A 26,378-nucleotide genomic window follows, 5' to 3' on the forward strand; every position below is an offset into this window, starting at 1 on the left:
CTGGTTCAGTCCGTTATCGGGTGACAGAAGCAGATACGTGTATTGCCAGTCGGTCTGTCAGTGATCGTGAGCCGATTCGTGATCGGCGATCGACTGTCCGCTATCGGTTCCATCGACGATCATCAACTTCACCCGATTGACCGCGTCGAAATCCCGGAGCCGATACACGAGTTCGCGTATCCCATCCGGATCGCCCGTGCAGTGGACGGTTTCGAGACACCAGTTTCCGTGGTGGACGTGACTCGAGGAGTTGACGAGATGTTCGTACGCGTGCTGGATTTCGTGAATATCCTGTACGACGGCGTCGTAACTGTAGTCGAAGACGATGACTGCGGCGACGGTACCGGCCATCTCGTCGAGATCCTGATGGGATTCGATGTACTCCTGCATAGCTTCTCGGACGGCACGGGAACGGGAGCTAATGCCCTGTGATTGCCACACCGCGTCGAACGCGTCCAGGGTCTCATCGGGGACGTTCAAACTCGTTCGCATGTCCCGTGAGAGTTCGGCCGTTCCCAAAAGCGTGACTGTCCCGAATTGGTTTTTCGTTGTAGAAGGCACGTCGCCATGTTCAGGAAGCCACTCTCGAGAGGGCCATCTCCCTCGAATCGACGAATGCGGATCGGCGATCGGATCCGAGGAACGCACCGCTGGAGATCCATGGGTTGGGGTAACACTATTCAAGGAGGCCAGCGTACTCCCTGTTCATGCGGTTTGTCATCATCGGTGCCGGTCGAGTCGGGCTCCGAACCGCGCGCGTTCTCCGCGAGGAGGGACACCACGTGACCCTCATCGAGCGCGACGAGACGGCGGTTCGTCGCGCTCACACCCAGGAGTTCGAGGTCGTTCAGGGCGACGGTTCCCGCGAAGCGTTACTCGAGCAAGCAGGCATTCAAAAGGCGGACGCACTCGGTGCGCTGACGAGCGACCTCAACGCCAACTTCGCGGCCTGTATGATCGGGAAACACTACGGCTGTCGGACGATCATGCGGATCGACGAGGACTATCGCGAAGAGATCTACCGGAAGTACGCCGACGAGGTCGACGACGTGATCTACCCCGAACGACTCGGTGCGATGGGCGCGAAAAACGCCTTGCTCGGCGGGACGATCCGGGCCATCGCGGACATCGCTCAGCACCTCCAGGTCGTCGAACTGACGATCACCGACGAGGCCCCCGTTCGCGGCTACACGATCAGCGAACTCGAGTTGCCGGCCGACGCGACGGTGTTGGCGTTTGGCAAACAGGACGCACCACTCGCTATTCCGACGGCCGATGAGTCACTCGAGACCGGCGATCGGCTCGTTGTACTCGCCGATTTCGACGTGTTGAGCGACATCAGACAGATCCTCGTCGGGGAGCAAGACACTCAGGGGAACTCGTCGAGGTCGTCTGCAGGGACGGCCTCGAGAGCGGAACACGGATCAGGAGGAATGTAACATGGTAACTGCATTTGTGATGATCAAAGCGAACACCGGCGAGGCGGATCGACTGCGAGACACGATCGAGGGAATCGAGGGCGTCGAATCGGCGCACATCGTCGCCGGTGACGTCGACATCATCGCGAAGGCACGCGTCGATACACCAGCGGCGGTCAAGGAGATCGCGGCGACGCGCATTCAGGGCGTTCGGGGCGTCGAGGATACCCAGACGTACATCGCGATGGATTGATCTGATATTTCGACTGCGAACCAATCAGTGCTCGAGTTCCTGCACGTCTCGCTCCTCGAGGAACCCGTCGAGCCACTCGCGCTGCTCGAGTAGTCGCGGCGTCGCGTCGCTGTAGACGGGGTCGAACACGTCCGCCGGATCGGGAGCAGGCGTCGATTCGGCGATCTCGACCGCCTCCTCGAGTTCGGCCTCGACGTCATCTCGAACGGACTCGACGATGGAGTCGTCGAGGATCCCCTGCTCACGGAGATAGGCCTCGTACCGCTCGAGCGGGTCGGCAGTTCGCCACTCGGGGAGGTCGTCGCGCTCCTCGCGGTACCTGGAGGGATCGTCGCTCGTCGTGTGGGCCCCCTGTCGGTAGGTGAGGCTCTCGACGAGGATCGGCGTCCCTTCGCGTGCCTGCTCGAGTGCGCGGTGGGTGATCTCCCAGACGGCGAGCGGGTCGTTGCCGTCGACCTGGACGCCGTTGAAGCCGTAGGCCTCGGCCTTCTGGGCGATGGTCGCGCTGGCTGTCTGTTTCTCCCGGGGGAGCGAGATCGCCCAGTCGTTGTTCTCACAAAAGAAGACGACGGGGGCGTCGAAGACGCCGGCGAAGTTGAGTCCCTCGTGGAAGTCGCCTTCGCTCGTCGCGCCGTCGCCGAAGTAACAGAGGATAGCGTCGTCGTCGCGACGGTAGTTCGCCGCCATTCCAAGACCGGCCGCGTGGGGAATCTGGGTCGCGATCGGCACCGCCTGCGGGAAGACGTTCAGGTCGTGGTCGGAGGTGTACTCGGGGTGGCCCCGTCGGAATAGGAAGATGTCGCTCATCGGTACGCCGTGTGCGATCTGGAGGGCGTTCGAGCGGTACGTCGGGACGACCCAGTCGCTCTCGGAGAGAGCGTGGGCAGCCCCCACCTGGGACGCTTCCTGCCCCTTGTACGGTGGATAGCCGCTCATCCAGCCGCGGCGCTGGAGAGCCAGCGCCCGTTCGTCGAAGCGCCGCGTCCGTACCAGATCACGGTAACACGCCAGCGCGTCCGCCGTGGAAAACGGCGTCTCCTCGAGGTCGTAGGCCCCGATAATTCGTTTCATGGGATGGGATCGAACGCAGCCGTAAAAGTGATTCTGGTTCCGATACCGAAAAGAGCGTCGGGCCGCTATTCGAGGTATGGTCTCGCCCGTCGACGCGATCGGTCTCCTCGTCATCGTGGGTCTCCACACGCTGTTTGCGGCCATCGCCACGCGATTTTTCCGCATCAGGCTCGAGACGCAGTGGGGGTCGCTGATCTACATCGCTTTTCTGATCCCGGTCGCGCTGTTCGCTTCGATGCTCGTCCTCTCGGGAACGCTCGGCCTGGGCCCCGACCTTGGCTCGGCGGAGATGGTGTTCGTCGTCGTGATCGCCCTGCCGGTGCTGCTCGGCTACACCATCGACGTCTTCTGGATGCCCCATCCGGAGGACGTCGAGTTACCGGATACGGCGGAGTAGTGGGAAATCTCTGTGTTCAGCGTTCAGTGTTCTGCGTGCAGTGTTTCAGCGTGTAGTGTTTCAGCGTGCAGTGTTCAACGTTCAGTGTTCGGCCTCGAGTCGGTCGGCTAGCACCGTTTCAATTTGCTCGAGCACGTCTTCGGGTGGCTGGCTTGCGTCGATGCGGACGAAACGTCTCGGATCGTCGGCGATCAGTCGGTCGTAGTTGTCCCGCACCTGCGCGAGGTAGGCGGCGTGTTCGAACTTGTTCGTCGCCCCGGCGCGGGCGGCGGCAGTCTCGGGATCCAGATCGAGGTAAATCGTCAGATCGGGCTCGATCGTGAACGCTCGGTGAATGCCGATGATGTACTCCATCGGCCGGGTGATCCGCCCCTCGAGTGTGGCGCCCTGGTAGGCGTAGCGGGAGTCGGCGTACCGATCGGAGATCACGAGGTCGCCGCGCTCGAGGGCGGGTTCGATGACCCGTGAGAGGTGGTCGGCGTGATCGGCAGTGTACAGAAACAGCTCCGCCAGCGAGTCGGCATCGTCGTCCTCGATCGATCGGTAGACGGCCTCGCCGTACCACGAACCGGTCTCGCCGGCGGTGGGTTCGCGAGTGAACGTCGCCTCCGGGTAGAAGTCGTGCAACGCCTCCCAGACGGTCGTCTTTCCGGTGCCGTCCAGTCCCTCGAGCGTGACCAGCATACACGGATATCGCCGCGTGGGGTACAATTATGTGTCGACGGCCGCTCGAGGGGTGGTCGTGTGTCGACGGCCGCTCGAGGGGTGGTCGTGTGCCGACGGCCGCTCGAGGGTGTGTTGATATGTTAAGAGTGGCTCGAGGGATGCTGCTATGTTGATGACCGCCCGCGGCGGACTGTAACTCGTGCTCGAGGTCGCCAGACCTTACAGGGTAGGTCACACTTATATTGGGGACGACATCGTACAGTCGGACATGAACGTACTGGTCGCTGGCGGAACCGGCTTCATCGGGACGAACCTGTGTGCGGAACTCCGGGATCGGGGCCACGCGGTGACTGCGCTGTCTCGAAATCCCGACCCAACGTCCGTTCCCGAGGGCGTCGAAACGGCGATGGGCGACGCACAGGCGTACGATTCGATCGCCGAAACGGTCGCCGACCACGACGCGGTCATCAACCTCGTTTCCCTGTCCCCGCTGTACCAACCTCCAAGCGGCACGAGCCACGAGGAGGTACACTTACAGGGGACGGAAAACCTCGTTCGAGCGGCCGAGGAGGGCGGCACGGATCGCTTCGTCCAGATGAGTGGCCTCGGTGTCGACCCCGACGCTCCCACGGCGTTCCTTCGAGCGAAAGGGCAGGCTGAGGAGGTCGTCAGGGACTCCTCGCTCGCGTGGACGATCTTCTGTCCGTCGGTCGTCTTCGGTGACGGAGCCGAGTTCGTCGAGTTCACGAAAAAACTCACGACGCCGTATCTCACCGGACTCCCCGGCGGCGGAAAGACCCCGTTCCAGCCCATCTGGGTCGGTGACCTGGTACCGATGCTGGCGGACGCCCTCGAGGACGACCGTCACATTGGGAAACGCTACGAGATCGGTGGCCCCGAAGTGCTCACGATGAAACGAGTGGCCGAACTGGCCTACGAGGCCGAGGGGAAATTCCTGACGGTGCTCCCCGTGCCGATGGCGCTGGCGAAGCTCGGACTGACCGTCGCCGGGCCAGTACCGTTCATTCCCTTCGGCCCCGACCAGGCACGCTCGCTCAAAGTCGACAACACCGTCGACGACAACGACATTGCAGCCTTCGGCCGCACCGAGGACGAGTTGCGGACGCTCGAGGAGTACCTCGGACTGACGCCGTCGTCGTCTCCTGCCCATGCGGAAGCCGTTTAAGTGGTGTCGATCCAATCAGCCACCGGCTACCCGATTCCCAGCACCCGCAGCAGTCCGTGGGAAACGCCGACCAGCAACGAAAAATACAGGACGTTGGCGACGAGGGTCATCGCGAGGAACCACTTCACCGGGTAGGAACTGACGCCAGCGGGGATGGCCACCAACCCCCTGACGATGGGGAGGAAGGTGGTCACAAAGATGCTCGCACCGCCGTAGCGGTCGAACACCCGCTCGATGTATCGAAAGCGGCTCTCGCCGATCCGCTCGAGGGCTCTTCCAGGTAGTGTTTCCAGAAAAACTCGCTGTCGGAGCCGTCCGACTGGTCTGGGGGTATTGGTGTCGAAACTCCGGTAGGTCGTCCACTGTCCGGCCACAACCGAGAGCGTACAGCCCCCACACAGGAGGGCGAGAATCGGCCACGACGGAGTCGTGACTGCGACGACGGACACGAAGACGACAGGCGGCTGGAATAGTTTGCCGACCACGAGCCCCTCCAGGTAAAAGAGGCCGATCAAGAGCGGAAGGCCGACGAAGAGGATGAGCCGGGTGACGGCGTCGGCAGCCGATTCGAAAATCATCTCTCTCAGGTTCTCCAGACGGGGTGATTTTGGTTTCGGCTGGTTTCGGGTCGTGCAGGTTGCAGTCGGTGGTTCGCGGGCTTCCTGTCGTTCTGGTGTGGTGGGTTGTTCGGTGGCAAGCACTACTGCTCGTGTTGTGCGGCGAGTAACGCGTCGACGCTGCTTGACGTGGGCGCGCTGCGGGCTCCTTCAGTACTCGCGGCGAGCGCCCCACAGGCGTTCGCGAACTCGAGGACGCGCTCGATGTCGTCGGTCTGCAGATAGGTGGCGATAAAGCCCGCGGCGAACGCGTCACCGGCCCCGGTCGTGTCGACCGGGTCGATATCGAATCCCGGATGGTGAACCGAGCCGGTCGGGGTGTGTACTTCGGCACCGTCGCCGCCGTACTTGATCGCGAGGATCCGATCGCTGTACTCCGAGACGGAATACGTTTCCTCGAGTATGGCCTCGACTTCCCGGTCGTTGAGGAAGATGATGTCGGCGAGTTCGATCGTGTCGGAGTAATCTCGACTGGCGAGGCGTCTGCCGGGATCGACGCTGACGGTCGCTCCGGATTCGCTGGCCAGGCGGGCGAGTCGGCTCGCCGTCTCCGGGCGCTGACTCGTCAGATGGATGTGGGTGGCACGCTCGATCCGCTCGGGAACGATGTCGTCCGGGCGGACGGCTTCGTTGACACCGTCGTTGCCGAGCACGGCTACCTCACCGGCGTCGTCGACCAGAATGTACTTGACTGCCGTGTCGGCGTCCTCGACGATCCGCAGACCATCGAGCGAGACGCCCGTGGCCTCGAGTTCGCGTCTGGCGAGTAATCCGTTGTCGTCGTCGCCGATGCTGCCGATAAGGCCGGTGTCGACCTCGAGCCCGGCGAGGGCGGTGGCGACGTTGGCGGCGCTTCCACCCCCCGACTGGCGCTGTAATCGGATGGCGGCTTCACCGTCCGGCTCGGGGAAATTGTCGACGCGAAGCGTCACGTCCCAGTTGACGTGACCGGCGGTAAGTACGGTAACCATTCGGTGGATGTAGAGTGACGAGAGCCGCCCAAAAAACGTTATCGTCTCTGCCAGCCCGATGGAGATATCGAATGGTTGTTTCCAGGTCGCTGTACGCGCTGGGGCGTGACCGGGGCTACCCCATGCTCACGGTAAAGAGCAGGAGGTTGTGAACTCCTGGCCCGAGGCCGACCGCGGCGATCAGGGCGAGAATAAGTCGTGCCTGACGGGGTTCCTCCCGGACGTACTCCTTGAACAGTGTGACGATGAGGAGCGCGAGGGCGACCTTCACGAGGATGAATAGCCAGCCGGCACCGATGTACTCGGCTGTCGGCAACATACCGCCAACCTCGAGGATTAACTGCGATGCCGGTACCTCCTCGGTTGCACCGAGGATGTCGTAGCCGATTGCCGTCGAAACACCGTCGAGTGCGTGTCCGAACACGACGAGCGCACCCGTCAGGCTGGTGATTGCTGCGACCTCGGTCTGCCAGAGGCTGATCGCGAGCCACGCGATCGCGGCGACGATACCGGTAACGACGATGGTTATGACGGGCCACAGCGGGGCAAAGTTCCCAACCTGCCAGCCGGCGATGATCGTGAACATCGCGAACACCACGACGAATCCCGTTCCGGTGATCCCGACGAACCGTTCGATCGAACGCTGTAATCCGGCCGCGTACAGAAAGCTCCCGGCAATCCAGGCGAAGCCGCCGATTGCCGCCGTCGTCGCGTACACCGTCGGCGCGCTGAACAGTAACTCGATGCTCGGGGGAAACTCCTCGAGTTTGTACAGTACGTGGAACGTCGAGCCGAGCATCATCCACGGTGCGAAGGCGATAACCGTCTCGTCAGTCACCGGCGGTTCCAGCACCCACAGGAGGGCGACGATTCCCGAGAGCACCACCAGCAGCGGTACCACCATATACCACGGTGGGATCACAAACCCCTCTGGAAACACCATAGCACAATAGGTACAGACCAGCGTAAAACAGTTTCCGGTTATCGTTGATGTTCGGTTGTCATCTTCCCGTGGCCCCTCGACCAACGGGCTTGATCGGCAAGACGAATCGGGTGACTCGTCTCGAGATCGTCTTCGTCCCCAGAAGCTGGCGACAGGGAGCTGTCCTCAGGCCCGAGGATGGCTATTGAAGGACGTCTTCGGATTGGGGAGTGGTGCTGGCTCGAGAGCGTTACCCGCTCACTTCAGCTTCCGGCCGTTACTGCGTCCAGGGATCGGTCGTCGTCTCCCCGAACAACTCGCGCATGAGCATCACGATACTCTCCGGAGGGTACTGTCCGTGTTCGGTGACGATGGCGTCGACGTGGCGCGGCGGTGTGACGTCGAAGGCCGGGTTTTCGACGACCAGCCCCCCGTCGGTACCTGGTTCGTCCCCGGAACCGTCGGCAATGGTCGCGAGGGCGTCCGCCTCGAGCACCTCCCGTTCGTCGCGCATCTCGATTTCGACGGTGTGGCCCGTCATCGTATCCGGGTGGAGTTTGATCGACTGGGCGGCGACCATCACCGGAACACCGCGCTCACGGGCGTTGACCGCGAGTCCGCTCGTCCCGATTTTGTTGATGACGCTGCCGTCGGCGGCGATGCTGTCGGCACCCACGAGCACGTGATCGGCTTCGTCCAGGTACCGGCGGGCGGCGTTGTCGACGACGAGCGTCACCGGGACGCCCATCGCGCGCAACTCCCGGGCGGTGATGTGTCCCTGGAGACGGGGTCTGGTTTCCTTGACGATGGCTTCGATGTGTTTACCGTCCTCGATAGCCGCCTCCACGCAGGCGAGGGCGTCCGTCGAGTGACAGTGGGTCATGACGACGTCGCCGTCCCGCAACCGGTTGGCACCGACGCTGCCGAGGGTTTCCTGGGCGGCCTCGAGATCGTCCCGAAACTGCTCGGCGCGGTTGATCGTCGCCGCACGCATCTCAGCGGCCGTTTCCCCGTCCATTCCGCGCAGGACGTACCGGAGCGCGTTCGGCAAGCTAACTGCTGTCGGGCGCGTTTCATAGAGGGTCGTCGCTGCCGCCTCGAGTTCCGCTCTGAACGCCTCGGTGCTCTCGGCATCCGAAGCCTTTGCTTGAGCAGCGAGGGCAGCTGCAGCAGCGTCAGCAATGGTGGCAGCGCCGCGGATCTCCATGTCGGCGATGTCGACGGCCGTCGATTCGACGCTCGGAGCGACGTCGGGCGTTTCGGAGGTCATGCGCGTTCGTTCGTCCCCCGATAATAAAAGCCCGCGGACGGTAATTTGCGTTCACGCCATCTATGAGATGGAGTGGCAGCTTTCGCTCGAGTCGGACGGCAGATGGAAACGACAGGTGTTATAGTCGCTCACTCACTCGAAGGTGCCAACGGATATGGAGTTACAGATCGCGGGCGTCGTTGCAGCCCTCGCCGTCACCGCCCTCGCCCTCTGGATCGTGCGCCGCGGGCACGAGACCGAACCCGCCGAGCCCTGGAGCGCGGCCGACGTCGACGCCTATCTCGAGTCGTCAGAACTGTACGATGTCGACCAGTTGAAAGAGATCGGAGCCTACGACGTGCTCCTTGGAGTGGCCGAAGCGGGCGAGGTCACTGACGAGGAAGCGTTCGAACGGCTGTGTGATGCGGTCGTCGCCGCCGGTGCCGACTGGGAGGACGCTGTCGAGGAGTTCGCCGATGGCGACCTTGACGACATCTCTCGTTCCTGGCAGGCCCATCAGGACGCTCGAGAGCGCGAGCCGCCAGTGGACATCGGGGAGGAGGTACGACTGGGCGTCCTCGAACTCGAGACTCACCACTCGGGCGACCGTCGTGCCGTCGGCAAGGTCGAGGGGTTCGTCGTCTTCGTCCAGGACGTCCCCAAGCACGTCTCGGAGGGTGACATCCTCCGGGCGAAGGTGATGTACTTCAACCGACGAAAGACCTCCGCATCGGCCTCGTTGCTCGAGGTACTCGAGTGAGCCGTGGAACGAAACTGACCAAAACGTATTTAGGTTTAGGCTCACCTAATCTCTGGTAATGGACGTGCCCGCCCGGAAGAATGCTGACGACGCTCTCGAGGGTGATCTGACTGCTGCACTCGATCGACTCGTTACCTGCCACGAACCGCGACCCGGCAAAGCAGTGTTTACCGAACGGAACAACACCGACGGCTGGATCGCGACGGATCTGATCGTCGAACTCGAGCGATAAGTACTGGCTTCACCGGCTCTTCACCGGTGATCGCCTTTCCTGTCGGTTGAGCCTCTAACGCCGGTCGTCGACGAAACACGCTCGTTCTCGGTACTGACCGGATTGGTCTCTGCAGGCGCTTGTTCCGAAATCCGATCGGAGGAAGGCACCGTTACTGGTGGCCTCTGTTCGAAATCATCTCGAGCCCTGCTTATTCGACGTCGATTTCACCGATCATCGTCGTCCGATGTGGATTACAGACGTAGTAGGCCATCTCCTCGCTCGCGGTGAACTCGAGGAACTGATCCTCGTCGGGGTCATCCGTGACGTCAGTCTCGAGGTCGTCGACGACCACTTCGTCCTCGTCCCAGATTTCGATATTGTGAGCGGCACCGTCACCCTCTTCCCAGCCGATTTCGTACTCTTCGTCGGCTTCGAGGACGAGCGTCGGGTTCGTTTCGCCTTCGATCGCATCGGGCTCGAGTCCCTCCCACCCCTCGGTCTGGCCGTCGAAGACGATCGTGGTGCCGGGTTCGATGGATTCTCCGTCGCCGTTGCCGTTTTCGTCTTCCTCCTCGTCTTCGTCGACGGTTTCGTCGTCTTCATCCTCCTCCTCGTCATCTGCATCGTCTTCCTCCGTTTCATCGTCCGTCACACCGTTGTCTTCTTCCGTTTCATCGTCCGTCACGTCGTCGTCCGGTACCCCGTCGTCTTCTTCGCCCGGGCCTTCGTCGGTACAGCCGGCGACAATCGCAGTTACAGCGGCAACGCCGCTGAGTCGTAGCAATCGCCGTCGAGAGTACGTAGAATCGTTTGACATGGTGGTTGTAGAACACCGCTGTGAGATGGATAAGTGACTGCCCGTCACTTGCGTGCAGAGTAGTCGAAACCGCTGATTACATCAAGGACGACCGTTGTTCGATGAACTGTCATCTTTGGTGCGTGAAAGCGCAGTCAGATTTCCGTCTGTAAGGTGCCCTTTTCGGCGGTAAACTACTCCGAAGGCAGTCTATCGACCCAACAACGTCGATCACACCAACGGCTGCAAGCCACCGTTTTATTCAAAGACAGACGGAATCCTGGGACGACATGACCATCACATTGGGTTCGGCTCGAAGACAGTTCCTGAAGGGAATCGGCGGCGGGAGTGCGCTGTTTTTCGCGAGCCAGGTCACGCAAGACGACGATGACGACGGGTACGATGCCGACAGGGAGGACGAACTCGATTCGCCAGAAGACACTGACGTCGACCGCATCGCGGCGGATCCGACCGACGTTCCGGATCCGGTGGACTGGGACGAGCCACGATACCACGAGATCACGATGACGAGCGAAGAGTACGTCGCGGAGGTCGAACCTGGCGTAACCTTCCGATACATGACGTTCGACGGTCAGGTTCCCGCGCCGTTGATCCGCGTCCGCCGGGGCGATACGGTTCACCTCACGTTCGAAGTGCCCGACGACCTGAACATCGACGCCCACAACGTCGATTTTCACGCGGTGTACGGGCCTGGCGGGGGTGCCGAGGACACGACGCTTGCGCCCGGCGACGACCCCGCCAAAATCGAGTTCAGTGCCGAGTACCCGGGGATCTTCATCTACCACTGCGCGGTGCCGAACATGGATCAGCACATCAGCGCGGGCATGTTCGGGGCGATCCTCGTCGAACCGGAAGACGGACTGCCGTCGGTCGATCGAGAACTCTACTTCGGCCAGCACGAACTGTACACGAACGGCGACCCCGGCCAGGAAGGCCACCACCAGTTCGATTTCGGCGCGATGGCCGACGAAGACCCGACGTACGTGTTGACGAACGGGGAAGCATACGCCTACGCCCAGGACGGGCCGTACGGCCCAGTCGACGTGGAGAAAGGCGAACGCATCCGGATCTTCTTCGCCAACGGCGGCCCGAACTTGACGTGTTCGTGGCACGCAATCGGGAACGTCTGGGAGACCTACTATCGGGACGGAAGCTTCGCGTCAGAACCGGATCGGTACGTCGAAACAACGCCAGTGCCCCCCGGAACGGTCTCCGCCGCCGAGATCGAGACACCCGTCCCCGGGCCAATACACCTCGTCGATCACGCCCTCTCGAGAGTCGTTCGGAAGGGGAACCTGGCGACCCTCGAGGTAGACGGGGACGCAGAACCGGACATCTACAATCCCGACCCGTGATCTTCGAAACGGCGTCTCGATCGAGCGGTGGGTGTGGCTCAGTACCGTCTCACAGAGCGTGTCCGTCTATCGATTCGTCGATGCTACGGTCGGCTGGTCACACTCGAGCGGGGAGTGATCGGGCATTGTCGTCGCCGTTTCTCGACCACTGCCTCGAACGGCTGTTCCTCGTGTCGGCAAATCTGTCACACATATTGAAAGTATCCCGTCATATTACGGTACTGGTTTTCTCCAACGAGAGCCGTTCCAGGTGCCTGCTACGGAATTCACGCCCCAGAACCGGTATTGACACACGTTCTCACTTGTCGATACGTTTTTCCCCTTCCAAAGCAACCTCCTGATGGTGAACCACTATGGTTCGTGAGCGACTCGCCAGATATCGTGATCGCGTCCGCCGGGAACTCCTTGCGGCGTTCCGGGAGGAGCACACGCCACACGAGATTGCGGCGAGTTTCGCGATTGGAATCTTTATTACTGCGATGCCCAGCGGCGGACTCGGTATCGGATTGTTCTTCCTGTTCGTCTACTGGTGGTCCTGGGTGAGCAAGACGGCCATCTTCGCCTCGGTGCTCGTGTTAAATCCCTTGATCAAACCGGCCGTCTACCTCGCGAGCTATCACGTCGGCGCGTTCATTTTCGGCACCGAGCCAGTTCTGACGGTGAATAACGTGCATCTCGACACCGTTCTCACGATCGTGCAGCTCATCCTCGTGGGCAACCTGATCATCGCGATCGTCCTCGCGCTCGCGAGCTACGTGACCGTCTACCACCTGACCCAGGCGCATCGGAAACGAAAAGAGGAACGGAATGCGTCCTCGATCTCGACGACGATGTCGCTGCTCTTTTCGCGGAAGTAGCGTCGTTCACGCCGTTCCGATTGTTCACGACTGGATTCAGATCACCTGCTCTCGTGAGCCCGTGTTCCTGTAGTTCTTTGTGCTCGAGCGACGAACCCCGCCCATGAAACTCCCACTCGGGAACGACTCCGTTGCCGTGTCGCTCCCGGATTGTACCGTTACCGTCGCCCAGCCGGCCGTGACCGAACCGATCGACGTGCACACGGCGGCCACGACGGCGCTCGAGGCACCACACGGCCCGTCGCTCGCCGACCGCGTCGACCCCGACGACGAGGTGGCCATCGTCGTGACCGATGGGACGCGAACCGTCCCGGACGACGTGTTGCTCGCGGTTTTACTCGAGGAGTTGGCCGACTGTGGGATCGCTCGCGAGCAGATTATGGTCGTGATCGGCCTCGGTCTCCACCGACCGATGACGGACGACGAGATCGAGCGGATGCTCGGCCCCCATGCGGATCTCGCCCGAAACCACGACCCGAAGCGGACGGTCGAGGTGGGGACGGTCGACGGCTGCCCAGTCAAGATCGGAAGGCCGGTTGCGGAGGCCGACGTCGTCTGCTCGACTGGCGTCGTCGAACCCCACCAGTACGCGGGTTTTTCCGGCGGGGCGAAAACCGTCGTCATCGGGGCCGGTGGGGAGTCACTCATCGGCTACACCCACGGCCCGGACGTGCTCGCTCGAGACGGCGTCAGACTGGGGCGAGTCGACGGCAACCCGTTCCGGGAAGTTCTCGACCGGGCTGGCGACTTGGTCGACGTCGATTTCTGCCTCAACCTGACACACGGCCCCACGGGAGTCATCGGCGTCAGCGCGGGCGACCACCGCGCCGTGGTGAGCGAGCTGGCCGCGACGGCCCGAGACGCCCTGGCAGTGTCGCTCGAGGACGGCGAGTTCGACGCCGTCGTCTGCGGTGTCGGGGCACCCAAAGACGCAAACCTGTATCAGGCCAGTCGAGCCGCGACGTACGTCGCCCTCGGCGATCACAACCCGCTTCGACGGGGTGGCCGCCTCGTCGTTCCCGCCGCGCTTCCGGAGGGTGCTGGTGAGGGAACGGGTGAACGGCGATTTTACCGACAGCTCGCACGTGCGCCAGATCCCGACTCGCTTTATAAACGGCTGCTCGAGGGGTACGAGCCCGGCGCCCAGCGAGCATTCGTCCTCACACGCGTCCTCCGGGATCACGAAGTGTTCGTTACTAATAGCGAGGCTCCTGGGGTCGTGGAGGAGTGTCTCATGACCGCAGCAGACGACGTCGGTTCGGCGGTCGAACCGGGGAGCAACGTCCTCGTCGTCCCGGACGCACTCAATACGTTGTTCGTTCGCAGGACGAGTCGAATTTGAATTGCCCCCGAGGGACGTTAGTCGCCGGCATCCGCCGCTTCCCAGAGTGGATACAGCTCGTCGGTTACCGGATCGACAATCGACTCGCCGTCGAGGGCGAGCGTCGGCGTCTCTCCCGCACGTGCTCGCACCGTACCGATCGAAGCCGCTTCGATGTCGGCAGCCTCGAGCGCCTCGAGACAGTCGTCGAGGTCGGTTTCGGGAACCGTCGCGAGCAGGGCTCCAGAACCGAAGATCGCCAGGGGATCGACGTCGGCTGCCCCACACAGCGTCGCCGTCTCCTCGCGGACGGTGACGGCCGCCCGGTCGACGATCAGATCGACGTCGGAGGCGCGCGCCAGCTCGAGCAGGCCGGTGATAACGCCGCCTTCGGTCGGATCGTGCATGGCCGTCGCGAACGATCGGACGGCTCGTGCATCGGGGACGACGCTGATCTCCTCGAGAAACGCTTCCCCGCGGGTTCGAAGCGCCTCGTCGATGCCCAGTTGGTCGCCGAAATCGGCCGCCAGGATCGCCGTCCCTTCGATGGCGGCGGCTTTCGTCATGATGACGTGATCGCCAGGTTCGGCTCCACCCGTGGGGACGACGCGGTCGGCCGCGCCGAGGGCCGTGAGCGAGACGAGCGGGCGCTCGAGGGCGTCGACGTACTCGGAGTGACCGCCGACGATCGTCGCGCCGATCGTGCGGGCGGCCGCGTCGAGATCGCGGGTGATGGTCTCAAGGGTGGCGTCGTCGCTCTCTGTTGGTAACAGCAGCACGGTCGTCAGCCAGCGCGGATCGGCTCCGGAGGCGGCCACGTCGTTGCAGGCGATGTGGACGCCGAGGGTGCCGACTTCGGCGGCGGCGAGGGAGATCGGATCCGAACTCACCACGAGGGTGCCGCCGGGCCAGTCGATGGCCGCAGCGTCTTCACCCTCTGCGGGTCCCAGGAGGACGGTGTCGTCGGCCTCGCCGGTGCGTCCGAACACGTGTTCGATGAGTGCGTCAGGGTGAACTTTGCCGGGCATACGACCACCGTGGGTAAAGTGGGGCTTGTAGCTGTCGAAGGCCGGTCGATCGTCTCAGGGGGCTGGTGTCGGTCGACTCAGCGACTCGCTGGCTCGGTTTCGAGGTCGGCGAGCACGGGTTTGAGCACCGAGGCGAGTTCCTCGAACCGCTCGATCGACATCGAGTCGGCCGTCACCCAGACGCCGCTCGATTCGTCGAGGACGCGAACCAGATACCCGTGTTCGAACATCCGAACCGTGGCGACGTACTCCCCCAGCTGGGTCTCTCGATAGGCTTGCTGTGAGCGAAATCCCAGCCGTTCCTGTTCGGCAAAGCCGACGAGATCCGCCGTCCGGCTCAGGTCGGAGCGAAGATACACCTGCTCGACCCCATCGTCGGTGAAGAAGGTGATGCTTCGCAGTTCGTCACCGACGGTCGTCCGGCAGGCGCTGACGAGTTCCTCACGGGCGGTCTGGGTCAGCAGGGAATCGTCCATGCCAGCCGGTAGCACCTTATCAGGCAAAGTGGTATCGGTGTCGACAGCGCACCGTCCCCCTGAGCAACGAATCGACCACCCCTCGAGCAACGATTCCCCTCACCCCTCGAGCAACGAATCGACCAGCCGTTCGAGTCTATCGACCAGCCGCGAACCCGGATGTGGATCAACCGTCTCGAGCAACGCGACCGTCTCTGCGGGACGCGTTAACGAGAGGACGACGCGGTTGCCCCGCTCGTATCGCCGCTCGACGACCCCACACTCGCGAAGGTGGCCGACGTGGTGCTCGAGGGTGCTTCGTGGGATGCCCAGTGTCTCCACCAGTTCGTTCGGCCGGGCGCTCTCTTTGCTATAGAGTGCTGTCGTGATCGCTGCTGCCGTTTCCCGACGCAGAATCGACAGCGCGTCGCGTTCCCACTCGTCGTAGGACGGCGCGAAGTAATGCGTTCGCCCGAATCGTTCGTGTCTGACGATCGCACCACCTTCGATCAATCGCCTGACGTGATACTGAATCTGTCCCGGTGCGAGCGAGAGGTCACGAACGAGAGCGTTAAAGTGAACGCCGGGGTCAGCGGTGATCGCTCGGTAGATCCGGCGTCGAGTTTCGCTCATCGACGCTCACCGCCATCGGGTGTCCCGTCAGGGTCTGATCGATTGGGCTCCAGGCGGCCGACAGAGATGATCGCCATCAGCAAGAAGCCAGCGATCAGGACATCCAGGAGGTGCTCGACGGTGTGATGAGTTCGCATCGACACGTAGCCGAACACCGTGCCGGTGCCAACAATCGGTCGCACCAGTAGCGCTCCGAGTGCAGCCGTGATGAGCAAGTATGGAACCGACTTTCGACGGCGGAACGCGGATGCGGCGAGCAGAAAGACGACGACCGAAACGATTCCGGAGAGGGCGAGCAAGAGGAGGAGATACCAGTCGCCGGCGATACGCTCGGACTCGATTGCTGTCTCGAGACAGACGGGAGCGAGCCACCCTTGGATGCTTCCCGACGTGGTCTGCCCCGTCGAGCGCAACTCCGGCGACACGATCGAGTACATACGTTCGGTTGTCGCTCGAGTCTCTTTGCTGGCTCGGTTTTTCGACGAACGTACTACTCAGCACCGCTCTTCGAAACAGATAGCGTGCCGTTCTGAACCGATCTGGGTGTCGATCCAACCCAGTTACTCGAGGGCGCCACTGAGTAACGCCAGGGCCACAACCACGCCGATCGCGACGATACCGGCACCGACGTACGCCGCCGTGCCGCCGATGACGGCCGCCGTTGACCAGGCAAGCACCACCGCCAGCAGCGCCAACACGGCCACGCCGAGCGTACCGGAATCGAGCCTCGTTACGGCGGAGACTCGCTCGAGCCCGGCCTCGAGTGCTGGCTGTTCGGAGTCCTGACGAGCGGGTTCGCCGAGTTGTTTATCGACGTCTACTGGCCGCGGGCCGGGAACCAGTCGAATATCGATCGTCGTCTCGACGGCACCGTAGCCGGTAGCTAAAACGAGCGTTCCCTCGATCGGGCGTGTGAGGGTCGTCGGCTCGAGATCGACGAGCAGTTTCCTCGGTTCGTCCGGTGCAACGTAGTAGTTCCCGTCGGCACCATCGCCATCGTCTGATCCGAATGCCTCGAGTGTGGCGACGTTCGCGAGATCACCAGCGAGGCGGCCGTGAACGTGTGCCGGCCCACCGGTACTCTCGAGGTGTACCTCGAGTGGCCCCTCGGCCTCGACTGCGGCCGCACTTGCCGTGAGTTCGTCGGTGCCGGTTCGATCGGCGGTGACGGTGACTACGTCGGGAGACACGTGACCACCTATGCTGGCGACTCCTCTCGCATGTCCGGCGGGAGGAGGTTGGGAATGCCATCTTCGATTGGGTACCGTTCGCCACAGCCCACACAGACGAGCGTGCCGGAGACGATTTCGTCGCTTTCGTCGCCGTCGTATTCGGCCATCTCGAGTGTGAGGTCGTCTTTGTCGAGCGGACAACAGAGGATTTCCAGCAGCGACTCTTTCATAGTTCGACAGGAGACCGCATACAGCAAAAGGCTTCGGGAACGGAATTGACTGGACGGCCGCAACTATCATACCTGTGAAGAGTTATGGTAATCACATGAACTACCCCACGCAGTATCCGACGTCGATGCTGTCCCCACCCACCCCGTGCCATGTCAGGTATGCGTTTTGCTGACGATGTCGACCGCCTCGGCGATATCGCCGCCGAACTCGAGTCCTGTGAGTCTACCGACGAAGTGTACGACCACGCGCTCACGGCGGCGTCACGCGTTCTGAACTTCGAGGCGGCGAGCGTCGTCACTCAGGAGGGCGAACACCTCGTTCCGAGGGCAGTCCACTCGACACGACTCGTGCCCGGCGAACCGCTCTCAGCAGCCGACGGCATCGCCGGTCGGACGTTCGAAACGGGGCGGACACACGTGGTTGGTGACCTGGCGGAGGATGATGTGGCCGTCCCCTCGTGTGACACCTTTCGATCGGTGCTGTCTATTCCTATCGAGGATCGGGGTGTCCTCCAGTTTCTCTCGTGTGAACCGAACGCGTTCTCGACGCTCGACCGCGAACTCGGGGAATTGTTGGTCACGACCGTCGTCAACGCCCTCGCTCGAGTGAGTTACGAGACGGCACTGAGCAGGGAACGGGATCAGTTCGCGGCGCTGTTCGAAAACATTCCAGACGCTGCCTTGCAGTATCGCGTCGTCGACGGAGAGCACCGGATCGAGACTGTCAACACGTCGTTCGTCCGCGTGTTCGGGCTCGACGTCGAGGCGGTCGTCGGTGAGCCGATTGCTGCCGCGCTCGAGACGCAGGACGGACACACCCCCGGCCACCGTGGGGAGACTGCTGGGGACGTCAGTGGAGACGAGGACGTCGAGATCGTCGTGGAGACCGCCACTGGCCCTCGTCCGTTTTTACTCCGTACCGTCCCAATTGCAACGGACGCCGATCAGGAACGAGGGTACCGCATCTACACCGACTTGACGGCGTTGAAGGTACGAGAACAGGAATTGGAACGACAGAACGAACGACTCGATCAGTTCGCGAGTATCGTCAGTCACGATCTCCGTAATCCACTCGCTGTTGCCAACGGATACCTCGAACTCGTCCGCGACGAACTCGGCGACGATCACGATGCTGTCACAGAGATTCAACAAGCACACGGTCGGATGGAAGAACTCATCGATGACGTGTTGACGGTCGCCAGGGAGACCAATCAGATTGACACTCTCGAGCCGGTTCACCTCCATTCGATAGCGACTCGAGCGTGGGAACACGTCGAGACCCGATACGCACAGCTCGAACTCGATGATGCCGAGGGCTGGATCGACGCCGATCCGAACCGACTGCTCCAGTTGTTCGAGAACGTGTTCCGCAACGCTGTGGAACACGCGGCCTCGGACGACGAATCCGACGAGGGGGTTATCGTCCGAGTCACCACCGACGAGGACGGATTCGGTATCGAGGATAATGGTTCGGGCATTCCGTCGGAGCGCCGCGAAGACATTTTCGCGTCGGGATATACGTCGGAAACGGCTAATACTGGCCTCGGACTCGCTATCGTCAAACGTATCGTTGAGGAGCACGAGTGGTCGGTCAACGTCTCTGACGGCACCATGGGCGGTGCCCGATTCGCCATTACGGGGGTTCGATATCGAGATCCACCCGAACACGCCTCGGGCATCCCTCCGTAAGATGGTGATGACCGCCGATGAACGACACGGACGTACAACCGCCGCAGTACGCGTGAGCACGTGATGGAATGATCGACAGTAACTTACTTTCAATCGAAAGTACGGATACCACACTCGACGTCACCGATATCGCCGGAAACGACCTATCGTTCGGATTGACGGGCTGGGATCCGATCGAGGACGGCTACGACCTCGAGAAACCAATCGACGGACACGTGTCTGGCCGCCTTTCGGAGCTCCGATACCCCCTCCAGAACGTCTTCTGGGTCGAACGACTTGATGGTGAGTTCTACGGAACGGACGCAAACCACGATCACGAGCCCGTCCAGTCGACAGAAGTCAATGCTGGGGACACGACACGGCTGGCGCTCCCGGCCGGCCAGTACCTCTGTCGACTCGAGCAATCCTTTTTCGTCTACATTCGCTTCGACGGCTCGGCGACGATCACGAACCGTCCGGGTTCGTCGCTCGTCCTGTCGTTCCCGCACCCGACCACGGTATCGATCGGCTTCAAGACGAGTCTCGAATATCCCCGTCACGAACTCACCATCGAGCCGACCACACGTGGCATCGCCACTGCCCTCTCACACATGAGCGCCTCGATCAGTACCATCTCGGTCGACCGCGTGCACCGAAACTATCGAGGATATCCTCCACTGATCTCGGTCGGCGAGGAGACCGTGGTTCCACCAGACGTCGTCGACGCAACGCCAGATACGGGGATCGAACTGCGCGTCCCGGATCGACTCGAGTTTCTGTTTCCGGCGGCCCCGCTCGCGTATTACCTCGGGGCGACCGTCACGATCACTGATGAGCCAGCCCCGGTGTTGGCTATCCCGAATGCCGACGTTTCCTACGAATTCGATCCGTTACCGGCGTTCGAGCGTCAGTCGATCGACATGCTTCGTCGCGTCTTTTTCCTCGACATGCTTACCTCCTGGGTACCCGACCTGGAGCTTTCGGTCGTCGAAGCAACCACTCTCGAGGACGCCGGCATCGACCTCAAGCCACTGTTCGATGCGCCAATCGCGTCGCGTCTGGAGCACTATCTCTCGCTTCCGGCGGCGACTATCGATTCTGTGTTACCACCATGGCCGTACCGAATGACGGTCGAACCCAACGTCGAGTGCGTGGCCCAACTCCCCCACCTCCTCAACGATATGGCCGCCATCGAACTGCCAAACGGGGGCTCGACCGAGACGATCGTCTCCACCGAGAGTCCCGTCGCCGACGAATTACACAATATCACGCGAATGCGCGGATCGCTCTCGTGTTCGAATACGATGGCCACAGATCTCGAAGCCGCGGATGAGACCGCTTCATTCGTGTCCATGCCTTCGGCATACGAGAACCGCCTCAGGTATCTCAGCGAGGAGCGTCAGTTGTACTCCGTCGTCGTCGTCTTCGCCCGTTCACTGTCCGAAGAGACGAAAGAGGAGGTGATCGAACGATACGCTCGTCGCGACGAGATTGGATCGCCACACGTCAGGCGACTCGACGATCCGAACCGGTCACAACTCCACGAGGCGTTCAGGGAGGGTGCCGACTTCCTCCAGTTCGTCGGTCACGCTGACGACGACGGACTCCACTGTCGTGACGGTGTGCTCGAGCCAGCCAGCCTCTCGACGAACAATGTCCAGTTGTTTCAGCTCGAAACGACAGACGGGAGCGACGTCGCACTGAACCTCATCGAGACGGGTAGCGTTGCTGGCGTCGTTGCAACACCAGAGTCGCCTGATTCCGATCGGGTTCCGACCTTGATTGGCGAGTTAGTCCTGTACGGACAGAGCATCGCCACGGCGGCCGAGTGTCGGCGTCGGTTGTCACCGACACCACCGTCCACACAGACGGTCGTCGGTGACGGTGCCCACCGATTCAGCACGAAGTGGTTGCCACGCCCGATCCACGTGCTCGAACCTTACCAAAACGGCGAACGCGCCCGTATGACGGTCGTTCCGTTCTCGATCGACCCAGTCGGTGCTCACTGGTATCCCAACCTGGGTGCAGAAAAGCGATTCCAGCCGGCTGTTCTGTCCTACGACCTAGAAACGGCGGATCTCATCGACAGCCTCGACGGGATTCCACATCCGATCTACTTCGCGGGGCGCTGTTACTGGCCGGAGGAACACCAGCAACTCGCGTTCCCGGTCGCGTGACGTATCGTCGCGTCAACTCCCCATCAGCGTTCGGTGTTCGACACGTACCGTTATAAGAAGTCTCACAGCCGAGCAGCTAGCTGTCGTACGGCCGCTCGAGAATCACCGTTTGCTCCCGGCCCGGCCCGACCCCGATAGCGTACAGCGGTGCGTCGAGTTCGTCGGCGAGGTACTCGAGGTAGGTGCGTGCGTTTTCAGGGATGGCCTCGTAGCCTTCCTCGGCGACCGCAGTCCAGTCGACCTCGGGCCAGCCGTCGAACGTCCGATAGTTTGCCGTACACCGACCCCACTGTTCGGTCGTCGGCGGGACGGTGAATATCTCCTCGCCGTCGAACTCGTAGCTATGGCCGACCTCTACTTCCTCGAGGCCAGCGAGCACGTCGATGTGATTGACTGCCAGTCCGGTAAAGCCGCTTGCGCGGGCGGCGTGGCGCAGCATCGGTACGTCGAGCCAGCCGACTCGGCGGGGACGGCCGGTGACGGTGCCGTACTCCCCGCCCTCGTCGCGGATGTAGGTTGCCAACTGTTCGGCCTCGTCTTCCTCGTCGACGCCCTCGGAGTCGTAGTCGGGCGTCTGACCCTCGACACCGCCGAGTTCGGTCGGGAGTGGGCCGGTTCCGACCCGCGAGAGGTAGGCCTTGACGATACCGATAATCTCACCCTGGCCGACGACAGTCGGCCCGAGTCCAGTCCCGACGGACGCACCGCCAGCCGTCGGGTTCGAGGAGGTCACGTACGGGTAGACGCCGTGGTCGATGTCGATTGAGGTTCCCTGTGCACCCTCGAGGAGGACGTTTTCGCCAGCGTCGATGCGGTTCTGGAGGAAGGTGCCACAGTCGACGGTCATCCCCTCGGTGGCGAGGCGTTCCCCGTAGGCGCGATAGCTCTCGAAGAGGTGATCGACGTCGAACGCGTCGGCCGTTTCGCCCTCGAGCGTCACGCCGAAGACGTCCTCGGCCAGTGCGCGTTTCTGGGGGACGACGTATTCGAGGCGCTCGCGGAGTACCGCAGGATCGAGGAGGTCGCCAATGCGGACGCCGCGTCGCCCCATCTTGTCTTCGTAAGCCGGTCCGATTCCTCGGCCGGTCGTTCCCGCGGCGAGGTCTGCTTTCTCTTTCTCCTCGATCCCGTCCAGGACGCGGTGGTACGGAAGTATCGCGTGTGCCCGTTCGGCGACGCGGACGTCGGGCTCGAGTCCGCGTTCGCGAAGTTGGTCGAGTTCGCTGAACAGCGTTTCGGGGTTGACGACACAGCCGTTTCCGAGGACGCCGATTTTCCCGCGGACGGCCCCGGAGGGAACCAGCGACAGTTTGTACTTCTCGCCGTCCGAGACGACGGTGTGGCCGGCGTTGTCGCCGCCCTGGTAGCGCGCGACGATGTCGGCGGCGTCGCCATAGAGGTCGACGACGCCACCTTTGCCTTCGTCGCCGAGTTGCGACCCGACGATAGTGACGGTCATAACAGCGGCGGATTCTTTCCCAGCCGATAAACCGGTTACGGTCTAGATGGAGCGTGCCCCTCAGATTTATCCACACACGTGCATATCGCGGGGGCTTTTCGGTGGAAAATCTGTGTGGTCGTGAATACGACCGTCCCGTCGGGATCCGCGATCCGTCATACCGGATGGCCCTGAACTGTTGTGGTGAACCCGAAACGTTAACTACTGTCACAACCGATGATCGGTTTGCTACTGATTTTGCCGCCACTCGAGGGCAATCTTTAAAAGGTGGAAAGACAAGTTAACAAATGCCATGATAGACCGACTGGAGAAGGAAGTCGATATGCTGGAACGACATCTGCAGGTACTGAAGATGGTTATCGAGAACGAACCGATCGGTATCGTCAAGATGTCGAACGAAACGGGTTACCCACACCACAAGGTACGCTACTCGCTTCGCGTGCTCGAAGAGGAGAACCTCATCGAGCCCTCGAGTCAGGGTGCGATTAAAACCGAGCGGACGGTCGAGTTCGTCGACGAACTCGACGGGAAACTCGACGATATCGTCACCAAACTCGAGGCCATGAAAATCGAAGACGTCGCCGAAGTCGAAGGCTAACCGGTTCGTCTACAGCTCTGGAACGTTCATGTGGAAGCCGCCTGAGCGCGATTCCACGAGACACAGGTGGTATCCACCCTGTTTTCGCGACAGCGACACGTGACTGAGTCGTGAGTCCCGACTGAGGAAGCCCCCACCGCCGGTGACCTGTTCGGTCACCTCGAGTGCGCCCGGTTCGAAGAAACTGGACGTGACGACGAAGGCCGCGCCGAACTCGTTGTGGTTCGCTTTGACCGCCGACGCGGATTCCTCGAGCGTCTCGAGCATCTCACGACTCGCCGGATCACGCGAGTCGTTGAGGTTTGCCCCGACGAGCGGGTTCCCCATTTTGTCGAAGGCGACGACGTCGAAGGTGACCGACTCGGGAACACCTTCCGTCTCGTCGTCGGCGAGGGATATCGACGCGTGTAACTCCGCCCGGTCGACGTAGGGCAAGACGTCGTACAGGTCGCTGAGTCCGTCGGCGTGGCCCGTATCTCGAATCTCGAACGGAAGCGTCGCCGTCAGCCAGTCGACGAACTGGTACTCCATGGTGGAGGTGAGGAACTCCTCGTACGGCTGCCCGTCGACGACGACGTCGCTAGTTTCGAACTGCGTGTGGTGTTCGAGCCGCAAATTCTCGACCACGGCGTTGCGCTCAGCGTTCTCTTCGTGTGCCGTCTTCAGCGTCGGTTGACTTTTCGAGGCGTAGCGGACGAACAGGTTCGTTCCGGAGAGCGCCTCCGACGGCGACAACTCCGTGCCGTCGAGTGGGACGCCCGCCTCGCGTTTCGATCGCACGCGCTCGAGTTCGGTCTCGAGTTCCTCGATTCGCCGTTGCAATCGGGTGACGGTGGCCGAGAGTTCCTCTGTTTCCTGTTGTAACTGATCGCGCTCGTTGCGGTAGCCGTCGCGCTCGGTGGCGAGCTGTTGTCGTTGCTCCTCGAGGGTCGATTTCTCCGCTTCGAGCTCGTCGACGCGCTGGGTGAGCCGATCGATCTTGTCTTCGCGCTCGAGCATGTCCTGCTCGAGCGTCTCTCGTGAGGTAGTCGGCGACTGTGATCGCGACCGATTTCGGTTCTGGTTCCGATGCTGCTTCCGATTTGTCGTCCCACTCGGCGTCGAGTCACGGCCACTGGAGTTCGTTCCCGAGTCCGTGCCCGAGCGCGAGCGCGATTGAGCGTTGTTCTGTGGGCCCGACTCTGACGTGGCTGGCGAGGTAGAGGAACCAGATCGGTCGGTCGATTCCGTTGGCTCCTTCGAACGTGCATCGGCGGATCCACGCCGCCCACTCTTCCGATGGCTCTGTGAGCGTGATCGACCGGTAGAAGCAGACGTTGGGCGCTCGGCGTTCGTCGAGTTCGCTGGATCGATCGAGGGAATGCGCCGCGTTTCCTGCCATCGAGCCTCCTGTTTGAACCGCTCCTCGAGCGGATCGTCCGTCGCTGACGCGTCGGTTTCAGTACCGTCGGTCTGCTCGTCGTCAGGTTCCGACCAGGAGATATCGCTTTCCTCGAGTTCGGTCGCGGCGGCCTCGACGTCGTCCGGGTCGAGGGAGTCACTCGAGGCCGGTGGCATCGGCTGGGCCGGCTCCGACTCGTTACCGTCGGCTACTTCTTCGGTGTCAGAGACGCCTTCGGGGGTATCGGTTCGTCGTTCCGGTGATGCGGGTTGGGAGTCGGTTGGGTCTGACGTCGACTCTTCGCCGGCTTTGGCACCTGAGTCCGGTGTCGTCTCGTCAGTGGCCTCGGTCGGTGGCATCGGCTGGGCTGGCGCCGCCTCGGTTTCGGTTTTCGCTCGACCGTCATCATCACCGCCACCACTGATATCGGCATCAGTCCGGACATCGGCATCAGATTGGGCATCGGTTATCCCCGACGACGTTTCGTCGCCAGGGGCTGGCTCAGTCGTCGTAATGCCGCTCGAGGCGTCGGTGAGTGTGGCTTCTCCCTCGGTGTCGGCGACGTCTGGTTCGGTGGCCCCGGTTGCCGACTGGTGGTGGCTCGCTGTGGTTTCTCCCCCTGTAGCGGCCGATGGGTTGGCGGTCGCCGGTTCTGACCCCGACTCTGACGCTGACGCTGGCTCTGATTTTGACGCCGCTTCGCTTCCAGGAATCGTCTGAATCTCGATATCGACGTCGATCACTTCGTAGATACCGACTTCGTCGTCGGCTCGGTCGAACGCCTCGTCGCCGGTCAAGAGGCGTTCGGCGTTACCGATGTAGGCGGCGGCCATCCGTCGGCCCCCGTAGTAGATCAGATAGTAATCACCACTGAGCACCTGTTCACTGAGTTCGACGTACCCCGTAAACGATCCCTGCTGGAGGGTTTCGTCGACCTCGCTCAGCGGCGTGTCGTTCGTGTAGTACTTCGCTCTGGTCTCACCACCCTGTTCGTCCATCGTACAGAGCAGCGGCAACGAGGGATATGGTGCGTCGTACGCTGTCCCGCTCGCCCCGTCGAACTGCTCGAGGCTGCCGTCGACGACGCCAACGATACGGCCGTTGAGCATAAAGGCCCAGGTACCACCAGCGGTAATGGCACCCGAAAAGTCCTCGTCGGCGAGCGAGGCGAGTCCGTCGTAGCCGCCCGAATACGAACGGGACTCCCATCGTTCGACGCGCTCTTGCGTGCGCGGATCCATATTTCAACAAGCGGGAACCGGTGTAAATACGTTTCGCCTATAGCACCAACTGACATGAGTCACATACTGATCGCCGACACGTCTGGCGATCAGGTGGGCAAGACGTGCAGTGGCTATTGTAACGACTGAAACGATTTACACACCGGTCGCAGACTCCGCTTGCGATCGGATGTGCATTGACTTCCAGTGGCTACTATAGTAGTGCTGCATCAGCGAGTAAACGGAACCGCGCTCACCAGGGCGTGCCGATTCTTGCCTGCGT

General features: G+C 62.0%; 28 protein-coding genes. 12 read left to right on the forward strand and 16 right to left on the reverse strand.

The features are described 5' to 3' along the window. Positions 1–57: 57 nt before the first annotated feature. Positions 58–492 (reverse strand): CopG family ribbon-helix-helix protein, encoded by a 435-nt coding sequence (locus tag NGM68_RS06730; protein WP_252700877.1) that lies wholly within the window; start codon positions 490–492, stop codon positions 58–60. A gap of 215 nt (positions 493–707) precedes the next feature. Here NGM68_RS06730 and NGM68_RS06735 point away from each other — a divergent pair, with 215 nt between their 5' ends. Continuing rightward, entirely contained in the window at positions 708–1,439 is a 732-nt protein-coding gene (locus NGM68_RS06735; RefSeq protein WP_252700878.1) for a potassium channel family protein, read from the forward strand. 1 nt (position 1,440) lies between these two features. Then, on the forward strand, positions 1,441–1,671 hold the full coding sequence (locus tag NGM68_RS06740) for an Lrp/AsnC family transcriptional regulator (protein ID WP_252700879.1): 231 nt from the start codon (positions 1,441–1,443) through the stop codon (positions 1,669–1,671). A gap of 24 nt (positions 1,672–1,695) precedes the next feature. Here NGM68_RS06740 and pdhA read toward each other — a convergent pair whose 3' ends face one another. Then, positions 1,696–2,742, reverse strand: a complete 1,047-nt coding sequence (gene pdhA, locus NGM68_RS06745) for a pyruvate dehydrogenase (acetyl-transferring) E1 component subunit alpha (protein ID WP_252700880.1) — start codon at positions 2,740–2,742, stop codon at positions 1,696–1,698. 76 nt (positions 2,743–2,818) lie between these two features. On the opposite strand from pdhA, the gene NGM68_RS06750 reads away from it, so the two are divergent. After that, positions 2,819–3,139, forward strand: coding sequence for a DUF7991 family protein (locus tag NGM68_RS06750; protein ID WP_252700881.1), 321 nt, complete (start codon positions 2,819–2,821; stop codon positions 3,137–3,139). 81 nt (positions 3,140–3,220) lie between these two features. Here the strand turns inward: NGM68_RS06750 and tmk are convergent, their stop codons facing one another. Next, positions 3,221–3,823: a dTMP kinase gene (tmk, locus tag NGM68_RS06755; protein ID WP_252700882.1), complete on the reverse strand. Its 603-nt coding sequence runs from the start codon at positions 3,821–3,823 to the stop codon at positions 3,221–3,223. A 250-nt stretch (positions 3,824–4,073) separates the two neighbouring features. Between tmk and NGM68_RS06760 the strand changes: the two genes are divergently transcribed. Further along, positions 4,074–4,991: a complex I NDUFA9 subunit family protein gene (locus NGM68_RS06760; protein WP_252700883.1), complete on the forward strand. Its 918-nt coding sequence runs from the start codon at positions 4,074–4,076 to the stop codon at positions 4,989–4,991. Positions 4,992–5,017: 26 nt separating this feature from the next. On the opposite strand, the gene NGM68_RS06765 is transcribed toward NGM68_RS06760, so the two are convergent. From NGM68_RS06765 to NGM68_RS06780, 4 genes are all read right to left on the reverse strand, one after another. Further along, a complete protein-coding gene (locus NGM68_RS06765) occupies positions 5,018–5,569 on the reverse strand; it encodes a DedA family protein (protein WP_252700884.1) in 552 nt (183 codons plus the stop codon). Between the two features lie 122 nt (positions 5,570–5,691). Then, positions 5,692–6,579 carry an ATP-dependent ribose-1-phosphate kinase gene (locus NGM68_RS06770; RefSeq protein ID WP_252700885.1) on the reverse strand — a complete coding sequence of 296 codons (888 nt, stop codon included), beginning with the start codon at positions 6,577–6,579 and terminating at the stop codon, positions 5,692–5,694. Positions 6,580–6,694: 115 nt separating this feature from the next. Then, positions 6,695–7,522, reverse strand: a complete 828-nt coding sequence (locus tag NGM68_RS06775; RefSeq protein WP_252700886.1) for a DUF63 family protein — start codon at positions 7,520–7,522, stop codon at positions 6,695–6,697. Positions 7,523–7,778: 256 nt separating this feature from the next. Further along, the gene (locus NGM68_RS06780) at positions 7,779–8,771 is read right to left on the reverse strand and encodes a ribose 1,5-bisphosphate isomerase (protein ID WP_252700887.1); all 993 of its coding nucleotides are present in this window, start codon (positions 8,769–8,771) and stop codon (positions 7,779–7,781) included. A gap of 154 nt (positions 8,772–8,925) precedes the next feature. Here NGM68_RS06780 and NGM68_RS06785 point away from each other — a divergent pair, with 154 nt between their 5' ends. Further along, positions 8,926–9,510: a hypothetical protein gene (locus NGM68_RS06785; RefSeq protein ID WP_252700888.1), complete on the forward strand. Its 585-nt coding sequence runs from the start codon at positions 8,926–8,928 to the stop codon at positions 9,508–9,510. 58 nt (positions 9,511–9,568) lie between these two features. After that, positions 9,569–9,742, forward strand: a complete 174-nt coding sequence (locus NGM68_RS06790) for a hypothetical protein (protein ID WP_252700889.1) — start codon at positions 9,569–9,571, stop codon at positions 9,740–9,742. 190 nt (positions 9,743–9,932) lie between these two features. Here the strand turns inward: NGM68_RS06790 and NGM68_RS06795 are convergent, their stop codons facing one another. After that, positions 9,933–10,541, reverse strand: coding sequence for a cupredoxin domain-containing protein (locus tag NGM68_RS06795; RefSeq protein WP_252700890.1), 609 nt, complete (start codon positions 10,539–10,541; stop codon positions 9,933–9,935). A 269-nt stretch (positions 10,542–10,810) separates the two neighbouring features. Here NGM68_RS06795 and nirK point away from each other — a divergent pair, with 269 nt between their 5' ends. The 3 genes from nirK to NGM68_RS06810 all read left to right on the forward strand — a co-directional run bounded on the left by nirK (position 10,811) and on the right by NGM68_RS06810 (position 14,095). After that, complete coding sequence (gene nirK, locus NGM68_RS06800; protein WP_252700891.1) at positions 10,811–11,896, forward strand: copper-containing nitrite reductase; 1,086 nt, start codon at positions 10,811–10,813, stop codon at positions 11,894–11,896. A gap of 353 nt (positions 11,897–12,249) precedes the next feature. After that, on the forward strand, positions 12,250–12,753 hold the full coding sequence (locus NGM68_RS06805; RefSeq protein WP_252700892.1) for a DUF2062 domain-containing protein: 504 nt from the start codon (positions 12,250–12,252) through the stop codon (positions 12,751–12,753). 103 nt (positions 12,754–12,856) lie between these two features. Next, positions 12,857–14,095, forward strand: coding sequence for a lactate racemase domain-containing protein (locus NGM68_RS06810; protein ID WP_252700893.1), 1,239 nt, complete (start codon positions 12,857–12,859; stop codon positions 14,093–14,095). A gap of 17 nt (positions 14,096–14,112) precedes the next feature. Here the strand turns inward: NGM68_RS06810 and NGM68_RS06815 are convergent, their stop codons facing one another. The 6 genes from NGM68_RS06815 to NGM68_RS06840 form a co-directional block, all read right to left on the reverse strand. Next, a complete protein-coding gene (locus tag NGM68_RS06815; protein WP_252700894.1) occupies positions 14,113–15,102 on the reverse strand; it encodes an AIR synthase family protein in 990 nt (329 codons plus the stop codon). A 77-nt stretch (positions 15,103–15,179) separates the two neighbouring features. Then, entirely contained in the window at positions 15,180–15,578 is a 399-nt protein-coding gene (locus NGM68_RS06820) for a DUF7522 family protein (RefSeq protein ID WP_252700895.1), read from the reverse strand. Positions 15,579–15,677: 99 nt separating this feature from the next. Beyond that, complete coding sequence (locus NGM68_RS06825; RefSeq protein ID WP_252700896.1) at positions 15,678–16,190, reverse strand: winged helix-turn-helix transcriptional regulator; 513 nt, start codon at positions 16,188–16,190, stop codon at positions 15,678–15,680. Continuing rightward, positions 16,187–16,627: a DUF7471 family protein gene (locus NGM68_RS06830; protein ID WP_252700897.1), complete on the reverse strand. Its 441-nt coding sequence runs from the start codon at positions 16,625–16,627 to the stop codon at positions 16,187–16,189. The genes NGM68_RS06825 and NGM68_RS06830 overlap by 4 nt, the downstream gene beginning before the upstream one ends. Before the next feature lie 123 nt (positions 16,628–16,750). Further along, a complete protein-coding gene (locus tag NGM68_RS06835) occupies positions 16,751–17,380 on the reverse strand; it encodes a DUF7524 family protein (protein ID WP_252700898.1) in 630 nt (209 codons plus the stop codon). 8 nt (positions 17,381–17,388) lie between these two features. Then, entirely contained in the window at positions 17,389–17,592 is a 204-nt protein-coding gene (locus tag NGM68_RS06840; RefSeq protein ID WP_252700899.1) for a methytransferase partner Trm112, read from the reverse strand. 159 nt (positions 17,593–17,751) lie between these two features. Between NGM68_RS06840 and NGM68_RS06845 the strand changes: the two genes are divergently transcribed. Both NGM68_RS06845 and NGM68_RS06850 read left to right on the forward strand, forming a co-directional pair. Next, the gene (locus tag NGM68_RS06845) at positions 17,752–19,281 is read left to right on the forward strand and encodes a sensor histidine kinase (protein ID WP_252700900.1); all 1,530 of its coding nucleotides are present in this window, start codon (positions 17,752–17,754) and stop codon (positions 19,279–19,281) included. Between the two features lie 68 nt (positions 19,282–19,349). After that, on the forward strand, positions 19,350–21,437 hold the full coding sequence (locus NGM68_RS06850; RefSeq protein WP_252700901.1) for a hypothetical protein: 2,088 nt from the start codon (positions 19,350–19,352) through the stop codon (positions 21,435–21,437). A 76-nt stretch (positions 21,438–21,513) separates the two neighbouring features. Here NGM68_RS06850 and NGM68_RS06855 read toward each other — a convergent pair whose 3' ends face one another. Next, the gene (locus NGM68_RS06855) at positions 21,514–22,896 is read right to left on the reverse strand and encodes an adenylosuccinate synthase (RefSeq protein WP_252700902.1); all 1,383 of its coding nucleotides are present in this window, start codon (positions 22,894–22,896) and stop codon (positions 21,514–21,516) included. Positions 22,897–23,188: 292 nt separating this feature from the next. Between NGM68_RS06855 and NGM68_RS06860 the strand changes: the two genes are divergently transcribed. After that, positions 23,189–23,494 carry a hypothetical protein gene (locus NGM68_RS06860; RefSeq protein WP_252700903.1) on the forward strand — a complete coding sequence of 102 codons (306 nt, stop codon included), beginning with the start codon at positions 23,189–23,191 and terminating at the stop codon, positions 23,492–23,494. Positions 23,495–23,503: 9 nt separating this feature from the next. Here the strand turns inward: NGM68_RS06860 and NGM68_RS06865 are convergent, their stop codons facing one another. Next, entirely contained in the window at positions 23,504–26,116 is a 2,613-nt protein-coding gene (locus tag NGM68_RS06865; RefSeq protein ID WP_252700904.1) for a DUF7527 domain-containing protein, read from the reverse strand. Between the last annotated feature and the right edge of the window lie 262 nt (positions 26,117–26,378).

Origin of the sequence: Natronosalvus vescus (assembly GCF_023973145.1) — an archaeon.
Lineage (GTDB): Archaea > Halobacteriota > Halobacteria > Halobacteriales > Natrialbaceae > Natronosalvus > Natronosalvus vescus.

What these genes read in the sequence shown, in the direction of transcription:
- NGM68_RS06730 (WP_252700877.1), bottom strand. Translation starts at nt 492, where the DNA reads ATGCGAACGAGTTTGAACGTCCCCGATGAGACCCTGGACGCGTTCGAC.
- NGM68_RS06735 (WP_252700878.1), top strand. Translation starts at nt 708, where the DNA reads ATGCGGTTTGTCATCATCGGTGCCGGTCGAGTCGGGCTCCGAACCGCG.
- NGM68_RS06740 (WP_252700879.1), top strand. Translation starts at nt 1,441, where the DNA reads ATGGTAACTGCATTTGTGATGATCAAAGCGAACACCGGCGAGGCGGAT.
- pdhA (WP_252700880.1), bottom strand. Translation starts at nt 2,742, where the DNA reads ATGAAACGAATTATCGGGGCCTACGACCTCGAGGAGACGCCGTTTTCC.
- NGM68_RS06750 (WP_252700881.1), top strand. Translation starts at nt 2,819, where the DNA reads ATGGTCTCGCCCGTCGACGCGATCGGTCTCCTCGTCATCGTGGGTCTC.
- tmk (WP_252700882.1), bottom strand. Translation starts at nt 3,823, where the DNA reads ATGCTGGTCACGCTCGAGGGACTGGACGGCACCGGAAAGACGACCGTC.
- NGM68_RS06760 (WP_252700883.1), top strand. Translation starts at nt 4,074, where the DNA reads ATGAACGTACTGGTCGCTGGCGGAACCGGCTTCATCGGGACGAACCTG.
- NGM68_RS06765 (WP_252700884.1), bottom strand. Translation starts at nt 5,569, where the DNA reads ATGATTTTCGAATCGGCTGCCGACGCCGTCACCCGGCTCATCCTCTTC.
- NGM68_RS06770 (WP_252700885.1), bottom strand. Translation starts at nt 6,579, where the DNA reads ATGGTTACCGTACTTACCGCCGGTCACGTCAACTGGGACGTGACGCTT.
- NGM68_RS06775 (WP_252700886.1), bottom strand. Translation starts at nt 7,522, where the DNA reads ATGGTGTTTCCAGAGGGGTTTGTGATCCCACCGTGGTATATGGTGGTA.
- NGM68_RS06780 (WP_252700887.1), bottom strand. Translation starts at nt 8,771, where the DNA reads ATGACCTCCGAAACGCCCGACGTCGCTCCGAGCGTCGAATCGACGGCC.
- NGM68_RS06785 (WP_252700888.1), top strand. Translation starts at nt 8,926, where the DNA reads ATGGAGTTACAGATCGCGGGCGTCGTTGCAGCCCTCGCCGTCACCGCC.
- NGM68_RS06790 (WP_252700889.1), top strand. Translation starts at nt 9,569, where the DNA reads ATGGACGTGCCCGCCCGGAAGAATGCTGACGACGCTCTCGAGGGTGAT.
- NGM68_RS06795 (WP_252700890.1), bottom strand. Translation starts at nt 10,541, where the DNA reads ATGTCAAACGATTCTACGTACTCTCGACGGCGATTGCTACGACTCAGC.
- nirK (WP_252700891.1), top strand. Translation starts at nt 10,811, where the DNA reads ATGACCATCACATTGGGTTCGGCTCGAAGACAGTTCCTGAAGGGAATC.
- NGM68_RS06805 (WP_252700892.1), top strand. Translation starts at nt 12,250, where the DNA reads ATGGTTCGTGAGCGACTCGCCAGATATCGTGATCGCGTCCGCCGGGAA.
- NGM68_RS06810 (WP_252700893.1), top strand. Translation starts at nt 12,857, where the DNA reads ATGAAACTCCCACTCGGGAACGACTCCGTTGCCGTGTCGCTCCCGGAT.
- NGM68_RS06815 (WP_252700894.1), bottom strand. Translation starts at nt 15,102, where the DNA reads ATGCCCGGCAAAGTTCACCCTGACGCACTCATCGAACACGTGTTCGGA.
- NGM68_RS06820 (WP_252700895.1), bottom strand. Translation starts at nt 15,578, where the DNA reads ATGGACGATTCCCTGCTGACCCAGACCGCCCGTGAGGAACTCGTCAGC.
- NGM68_RS06825 (WP_252700896.1), bottom strand. Translation starts at nt 16,190, where the DNA reads ATGAGCGAAACTCGACGCCGGATCTACCGAGCGATCACCGCTGACCCC.
- NGM68_RS06830 (WP_252700897.1), bottom strand. Translation starts at nt 16,627, where the DNA reads ATGTACTCGATCGTGTCGCCGGAGTTGCGCTCGACGGGGCAGACCACG.
- NGM68_RS06840 (WP_252700899.1), bottom strand. Translation starts at nt 17,592, where the DNA reads ATGAAAGAGTCGCTGCTGGAAATCCTCTGTTGTCCGCTCGACAAAGAC.
- NGM68_RS06845 (WP_252700900.1), top strand. Translation starts at nt 17,752, where the DNA reads ATGCGTTTTGCTGACGATGTCGACCGCCTCGGCGATATCGCCGCCGAA.
- NGM68_RS06850 (WP_252700901.1), top strand. Translation starts at nt 19,350, where the DNA reads ATGATCGACAGTAACTTACTTTCAATCGAAAGTACGGATACCACACTC.
- NGM68_RS06855 (WP_252700902.1), bottom strand. Translation starts at nt 22,896, where the DNA reads ATGACCGTCACTATCGTCGGGTCGCAACTCGGCGACGAAGGCAAAGGT.
- NGM68_RS06860 (WP_252700903.1), top strand. Translation starts at nt 23,189, where the DNA reads ATGATAGACCGACTGGAGAAGGAAGTCGATATGCTGGAACGACATCTG.
- NGM68_RS06865 (WP_252700904.1), bottom strand. Translation starts at nt 26,116, where the DNA reads ATGGATCCGCGCACGCAAGAGCGCGTCGAACGATGGGAGTCCCGTTCG.